8 protein-coding genes are annotated in these 6,295 nt (G+C 44.1%); all 8 read right to left on the bottom strand.

Translation table 11 applies throughout. The features are described 5' to 3' along the window. Window positions 1-96 precede the first annotated feature (96 nt). Window positions 97-588 (bottom strand): lysozyme, encoded by a 492-nt coding sequence (locus ACW5W8_RS18800; RefSeq protein ID WP_498629496.1) that lies wholly within the window; start codon window positions 586-588, stop codon window positions 97-99. Beyond that, window positions 588-797 (bottom strand): hypothetical protein, encoded by a 210-nt coding sequence (locus ACW5W8_RS18795; protein ID WP_033136419.1) that lies wholly within the window; start codon window positions 795-797, stop codon window positions 588-590. The genes ACW5W8_RS18800 and ACW5W8_RS18795 overlap by 1 nt, the downstream gene beginning before the upstream one ends. Window positions 798-973: 176 nt before the next feature. Next, complete coding sequence (locus ACW5W8_RS18790; protein ID WP_498629494.1) at window positions 974-1,771, bottom strand: DoxX family membrane protein; 798 nt, start codon at window positions 1,769-1,771, stop codon at window positions 974-976. A gap of 38 nt (window positions 1,772-1,809) precedes the next feature. Then, window positions 1,810-2,346 carry a YbhB/YbcL family Raf kinase inhibitor-like protein gene (locus ACW5W8_RS18785; RefSeq protein ID WP_498629492.1) on the bottom strand — a complete coding sequence of 179 codons (537 nt, stop codon included), beginning with the start codon at window positions 2,344-2,346 and terminating at the stop codon, window positions 1,810-1,812. A 122-nt stretch (window positions 2,347-2,468) separates the two neighbouring features. Then, window positions 2,469-2,954, bottom strand: a complete 486-nt coding sequence (locus ACW5W8_RS18780) for an Atu1372/SO_1960 family protein (RefSeq protein WP_498629490.1) — start codon at window positions 2,952-2,954, stop codon at window positions 2,469-2,471. A gap of 75 nt (window positions 2,955-3,029) precedes the next feature. Further along, the gene (locus tag ACW5W8_RS18775; RefSeq protein ID WP_498629489.1) at window positions 3,030-3,485 is read right to left on the bottom strand and encodes a VOC family protein; all 456 of its coding nucleotides are present in this window, start codon (window positions 3,483-3,485) and stop codon (window positions 3,030-3,032) included. A 624-nt stretch (window positions 3,486-4,109) separates the two neighbouring features. Next, window positions 4,110-4,520, bottom strand: a complete 411-nt coding sequence (locus ACW5W8_RS18770) for an H-NS family histone-like protein (protein ID WP_374841658.1) — start codon at window positions 4,518-4,520, stop codon at window positions 4,110-4,112. 177 nt (window positions 4,521-4,697) lie between these two features. After that, window positions 4,698-6,248 (bottom strand): EAL domain-containing protein, encoded by a 1,551-nt coding sequence (locus ACW5W8_RS18765; protein ID WP_498629487.1) that lies wholly within the window; start codon window positions 6,246-6,248, stop codon window positions 4,698-4,700. Window positions 6,249-6,295 lie beyond the last annotated feature (47 nt).

Here is a 6,295-nt window from a genome sequence, read left to right as displayed (position 1 = left end):
CTGACTGGTACAGCGCGATTCCGCCACCGGCCAATACAGCAATCAGCAAAGCACCGGCCAGAAATGGCAGCGCTCTGCTTTGCGGGAACAGCTCCATCACTCCCCCTTGCACTTAGCATTGAGGCGCAGCCGGTCTTTCCACAATCCAGCGCAAACCCGGTTACCCGGCGCAGAGCAGTCCTGCTTGCCGGCACGCTTAAACAGCAAGATGGCCTCACAGGCTCCCGGGTAATCGCCCGCGTTCAGGCGATTCACGATGGTAGAGCTGCAGAAGGCGTCAGGGCCGATGTTGTGGGAGAGCTCGACATATGCGTCATACTCATACTGATGGAGCGGCACATTGATACAGGCCTTGAGGGCGTTTTCGAACGATCGCACCTCCCGCAGGCTCCTGTTCACTGCGGCAACGGGCGTGATGGTGTCACCCATCTTGACCCCTTCGGTACTGCCAAACCCAATAGTGGGGAGTTTGGTGCCGTGTACCGGGTCAGGGTAAGCCACTGGCTGGAATCCCTCCCGATTCAGGATCCCAACAAAACCAGCGGCGCTCAGTGTGAGTGCAGCGATTGCGATGCGGACCTTGCTCATCACTCACCATCCAGCCGACACCGGGGTCGAATGATGTTTTGCCACAAAAACCATCCCATCTGGACGGCAATCCACATCAACGTTGCAGCCAGCACCCAATCATTGAGCGAATACCCTGCCAACGTCATGCCGGACACCACGACAGGCGGCGCCGTCTTGGCTACCCCTGCAGCAGCGGCAGCCGTCGCGAACCCTTCCTCTTTGGCCATGCGCCCTCCACCAGAAACGACAAAGCCCGCACGAGGCGGGCCAGAAATGAAAAAGGCCAGGGTCACGGGGACTCTGGCCATCTTTAGAAGATACTAACGCTGAGCGAGTGTGGATTCAACCGCCGCAACTAATGCTTTGGCTCGTTTCCAATATCAGCCAACCACCACCCCCGGTATTAAAATCCTGTGGCTTTGCCGATGGGCTCGCCAAAACGGCGTGACAACCGCCATTCTTTATCCAGTGATATCGCACCACCACTGCGAGGCAGCATGAAGGGAATTGTCACCATAAAGAAGTAAAACGGCACTTCCCACCCCCCGCCGGGCATCATCCACGTATACCCCACCCCAAAATGCCCGCTCATTACTTCAGCTGCAATCAGATAGAGTGCTGCAGCTAAAGCGCCCAATCGGGATAGCACACCTAGCCCCAGAGAGATCGCGGCAGTCAGTTCCACTAATCCGCCAAAAATAATCATATTGACGGCAAACTGCTCGCTCAGCATGGTACCAAAAGTATTAGGTCCAACCACCGTTTGGAAAAAACCTACCAATCCAGCATCATGATTGGAAACAAACAATTTTTCCGTACAGTGAGTCAGCCAGTTAAAACCGATGAACATGCGAATAAAAGAGAGCGCCATCGACTGTGAGCCATACTTTTGATACTCCTCATGCAGGATAAAAATGAGCTGTAGCAACAATGGAAAATATGTTAGTGCCGTCCACCAACCAACCTGTGACCAGTCATGTTGATCTGCGTTTCTGACCACAATAGTTGTAAAAAACGTGGCAAATAGAAACCAAACAACATTGTTTCGACGAAAGAGCAGTGCGGATAGAGGGATCAACATTGAGAATAACAACATACAGATTGTTGACCAAGCACCATCAAACTGATTTATGTAAGTCAAAACAGATACAAATGATATCATACCTGTCAACACCACTAGCCAGTGCATCTTGTCTTTCATAAGTTGTCCTTATTAATTATCCTTATATACAACAGTTACTAATTACGAGACACACGTAGATCAAGAGAAGCTTTTGAAATTGTATGTTTATTAATGAAATATCCAGTTAGCGGGGCTGTCGTATCAGCGGGAGCTTCCAGCTTATCTGTATCCAACGCATGTACTGTATAGCTATAGGTATGTACTTCACCGACTGGAGGACAAGGCCCTAAATACTGTTTCTTACCCGTGTCATTTGCTTTCACAACCATACCAGCAGGAGAGTTAGATCCAACTAGCGTGTTTACATTCTGTGGGATATTGATAGCCATCCAGTGCCAGAAACCACTGCCAGTATCTGCATCCTTATCATAAAATGTTATTGCATAGCTTTTGGTTCCAGCTGGCGGATTGCTCCATGAAAGGGTTGGTTGCAAGTTATCACCTGTACAACCAAAATCATTTGCAAGAAACTTAACCTGTATGTTCTCCCCTTCCTTAACATCTTGGCTAGACAGATTAAAATCTGCAGCAGAAACCCCAACACTGATTAAAGGAAGACATAAAAACAAAACTCTCTTTGATTTAAACGTCATATATTCCCTCATTTTTATAAAAACGTAGTTTTAGAGCCAAAATGGCAACTTCAAAAATTCACATTGAAATTATTTAATCTGCGTGTGATCATCATTTTAAATAGGTAATCTCATTGTTATTTTCAACATGAAGGTTCTTTACATATTTCCGCAAAAATATAGACAAGACAGACGCTGTTCATTGGCATCACTGGATTCGTCCAAATCATCCTTGTGTGCCGACCGCACTCAGAGAAAATGGAATTAATTACATCAGATGCCCCATCTAACGCTTTAGGATGAAAATCAACACCTTCAGCTACATTGAGCACGCCCTCTATTCGAAATATTCGAGAAACCTTAGAGAGATCATCAACAGCTGATTTAAGTTGAGATATAGCATTTAATGCAGCAAGACGGCAGGCATCATAACCTTGTTCTAAGTTAATCTCCTTGCCTAATCGACCTCTATATTTCAGGTCTCCATCTATCCATGGGAATTGCCCTGATGTCATAAACGTATTCCCAACAATACACCATGGCTCATAATGACCCAACGCTGGAGCCGTTATTGGTAATTTCAACCCTAACTCTTTAATACGGTCTTCTGGTGTAATGACAATATCCATATTTATACCCTGCCGTGGGTTATATAAATTTGCAGAATAAACAATGCATCCCTCATTACTTAAATTAATCTTTTATCATGAGATAAACATCATCTCTGGCATGGCCTCCCCCATTACTCTATCTTCAGGAGAGTATGGAAAAATCAACTCAATAGTTACCCCATTAGGGTCTTCAAGGAACAGTTGATGTTCAAATATTTCAGGAATAATTCTTTCACGAAATGACTCACCGATAGCAATTAGGTGATCTTGCATTTCTGATAAATTAGTACCTTGAAGAGATATATGGTCGACACAGCCAGAACCTTCTGCAAATTTTTTTTGGCCTAAGTAGGCATCCATATGTTGATTAGGCTCAATAAAAGACACTATATGTAGGATGGGTTTTCCCCCAGCATACATCCACACACCTGGAAACAAGAATGCTGGACGTGGGCCAATAGCCATTCCTATTACTTTGGAGTAAAAATCTGCAGTTTCATTAACAAGTGTAGTGCGAATTGTAAAATGGTTTATCCCTTGTATGTTCACATTCCCTCCTGAAATATGATGGTGGAGTTTTATCTACACCGATAACAATAGGCAACACCGATCAACAACATCGATTGAATTATTTGATGGAACCCTTTTAGGCCCTACCACTATAAGGTTTATTTCATAATTCTGTACATTGATATTTTTGCATATCACTCCTGTTAGAATGACAACAATCCACGCCTATCAGCGATGACCTTCAATATAATTGCTCATCAGTGCGCTATCTCTATGCGAGCAAAAGATTTCCCTTTGCGCTTTATGAAAGGTGGAAATCTTCTAGATATTAACTGGCTATGGCAGGCTAGCCTATGCCAATTTCCCCTCGACGTTACTACTTTCGGCTCTCAGAACACGCTTTTCTATGCGGTAGCTACCGATGTCAATAGTGGTAAGGCTACCATGCCGGATACAACAACTGGCGGAGCCGTCTTGGCTACCCCTGCAGCAGCGGCAGCCGTCGCGAACCCTTCCTCTTTCGCCATGTCCCATCCCCCCAGAAACGACAAAGCCCGCACGAGGCGGGCCAGATATGAAAAAGGCCAGGGTCACGGGGACTCTGGCCATCTTTAGAAGATACTAACGCTGAGCACTGCTCACATCAGCACCTGATATTTGTTGTCAGATAGCAAAGCTCTCGAGAGAAGCCCCATCTGCTACAGCTTTTGCAATTGCCTTGGGCATACGGCCCTGGCCAGTCCAAGTTTTCTCTACACCATCTTCGGTATATTTGTACTTCGCAGGACGAGGAGCTCGTTTGGCAGCCGGTTCTTTGGCGCCTTTGCGTTCCCCAGCCCCGGCGCTCAGCAGTTCGCTTGGGTCAATGCCGGCATCCTTGAGCAGGGCTTGGAATTCTGCAAGCTTGGCTTTACGTTCTTCTTCTGCTGCCATTTCTTTAAGGACTGCTTCTTCGCGCTCCTGGAAAAGAGCATCAAATTTTTCTTTCGCGTCCTGCAACTGCTCCATGGTCAATTCACGCAAAGTAGCCCGCAGACTGCGAACATTCATCAACACTTTAAGAAATTCACTCATGCTATATCCACCATAACGCTGTTACTATTTATGTAGTTCATGACCACAAAATACGACTGGCACGCCATCATGATAACAAAGCACAAGTTCCATTTAAAGAAATAACAATAAAAGAAGTAAATTAAATGTTATTTGTTGCGTTTTGAAGCCCCCAATTTTTGGAGGCACATTCAAATCTCATCTAGTAGACACGGCCAGGTGTAGACATTGCTTCCTCATGAAAGAGGTAATGAATGTATCCATTGGCACTGGCTTTCCATAGAGATAGCCTTGGAAACAGTTAACCCCCATCTTGCTTAAAACCTTTGCTTGCATGGGTTTCTCAATACCTTCAGCCACTACCTTAGCCCCGATACGAGAAGCTAAGTCTATGATATTCATCACAATCTCATAAGCCATTTTATTGCTATCAATGTCTTTAACAAACAACTGATCTATCTTGATTGCACCAATATAAGATGAATAAACATGTCTGAGTGAAGAATAGCCGGTTCCAAAATCATCCACCGCAAAACAGATCCCTTTTGAATGAAGCTTTCTAAATGCGGAGATCATTTGTAATTCAGTGTGGTCATCCAGCATACCTCGTTCGACGATTTCAAGGCACAGTTGCGGCCTGGCATTGCCTTCAAAAGCAGAGATAAAATTCGAACAGACTTGAACCAAATCTGGTGATATGAGCTGCGACAGCGTCACATTAAAGTTAATAGTAAATTTAGAAGAAACCAACACATCACTGGAACTAAGCCGAGCAGCAACCGTGTTCATCAACTGCTCGGTGATGGGGATAATAGCCCCAGAACGCTCTGCTGCTTCAACAAACTGTGCGGGGCTGATCAAACCATAGACGGGGTGCTGCCACCGAACAAGCACTTCGCCTCCGATAACCTCAAGGGTTAAGCTATCTACAATGGGCTGGATATAGGGGATAAATTCATTATGCAGGATCCCTTTTCTTATATCTTGACAAATGAAGTCGATTTTATTGATCCAACGATACAGCACAATAAGAATTACAATTGAAAGCCCTATTATTATAAAAACAGCCCATCCATAAATCTTAAGAAAAGCCATCATGATATATGCATCACTCTTCATATAAGCAGTAATGCCAAAACCATATTTTTCAGAACTACTGTTTATTGTTGGTTTATCATTTAGCGGTGCAACCAAGCCTATCGAGTTAAGTATTTTAGCATCATGCTTACTATCAATAGTCAAGCCATAGCTTATGGCATCACTCATGTCATTATTATCTACTATCAGGTCAGTAATATATCTAAGATCGACAAATCCAACCACACTGACGCCCTGGCGACTGCGTACCAATAAAAAAACCGGCCGATTCATGAAAACCTTTAGATAGACACCATTTTTATTTAAATCTATATCCTTCATCTGTTGGGAGATGCTTGCTATCCCCCCATAATTATCCTTATAAGATGAGCATTCGCCTCCTGATTTATCGACCACGTAATACACCATGGTGTAAGGATTTCGTGTTGCCGTATCTATTAAATTATTAATTGATGATAAGCAGATATGTGTTGTGCTGGATTTGAATACTTCATCAATACCCCGTTCAACTTCATTAAATATTTTATTTATTTCTACTACTGCTCTACGAGCATACCGCTCACTCTCGAGAGAAAGACTTCGTTTTTCATAGTTAAACAATAAAAAAATGGCGGCTACCATAAATACAATTGATACTATAAGAATAGCCATATTGTAAAACCTTGGCTTCTCTAGAAAAAGCCTATCAATATGTTTAT

Source organism: Aeromonas aquatilis (assembly GCF_054052405.1).
This window is presented reverse-complemented; position numbering and strand designations above follow the sequence as displayed.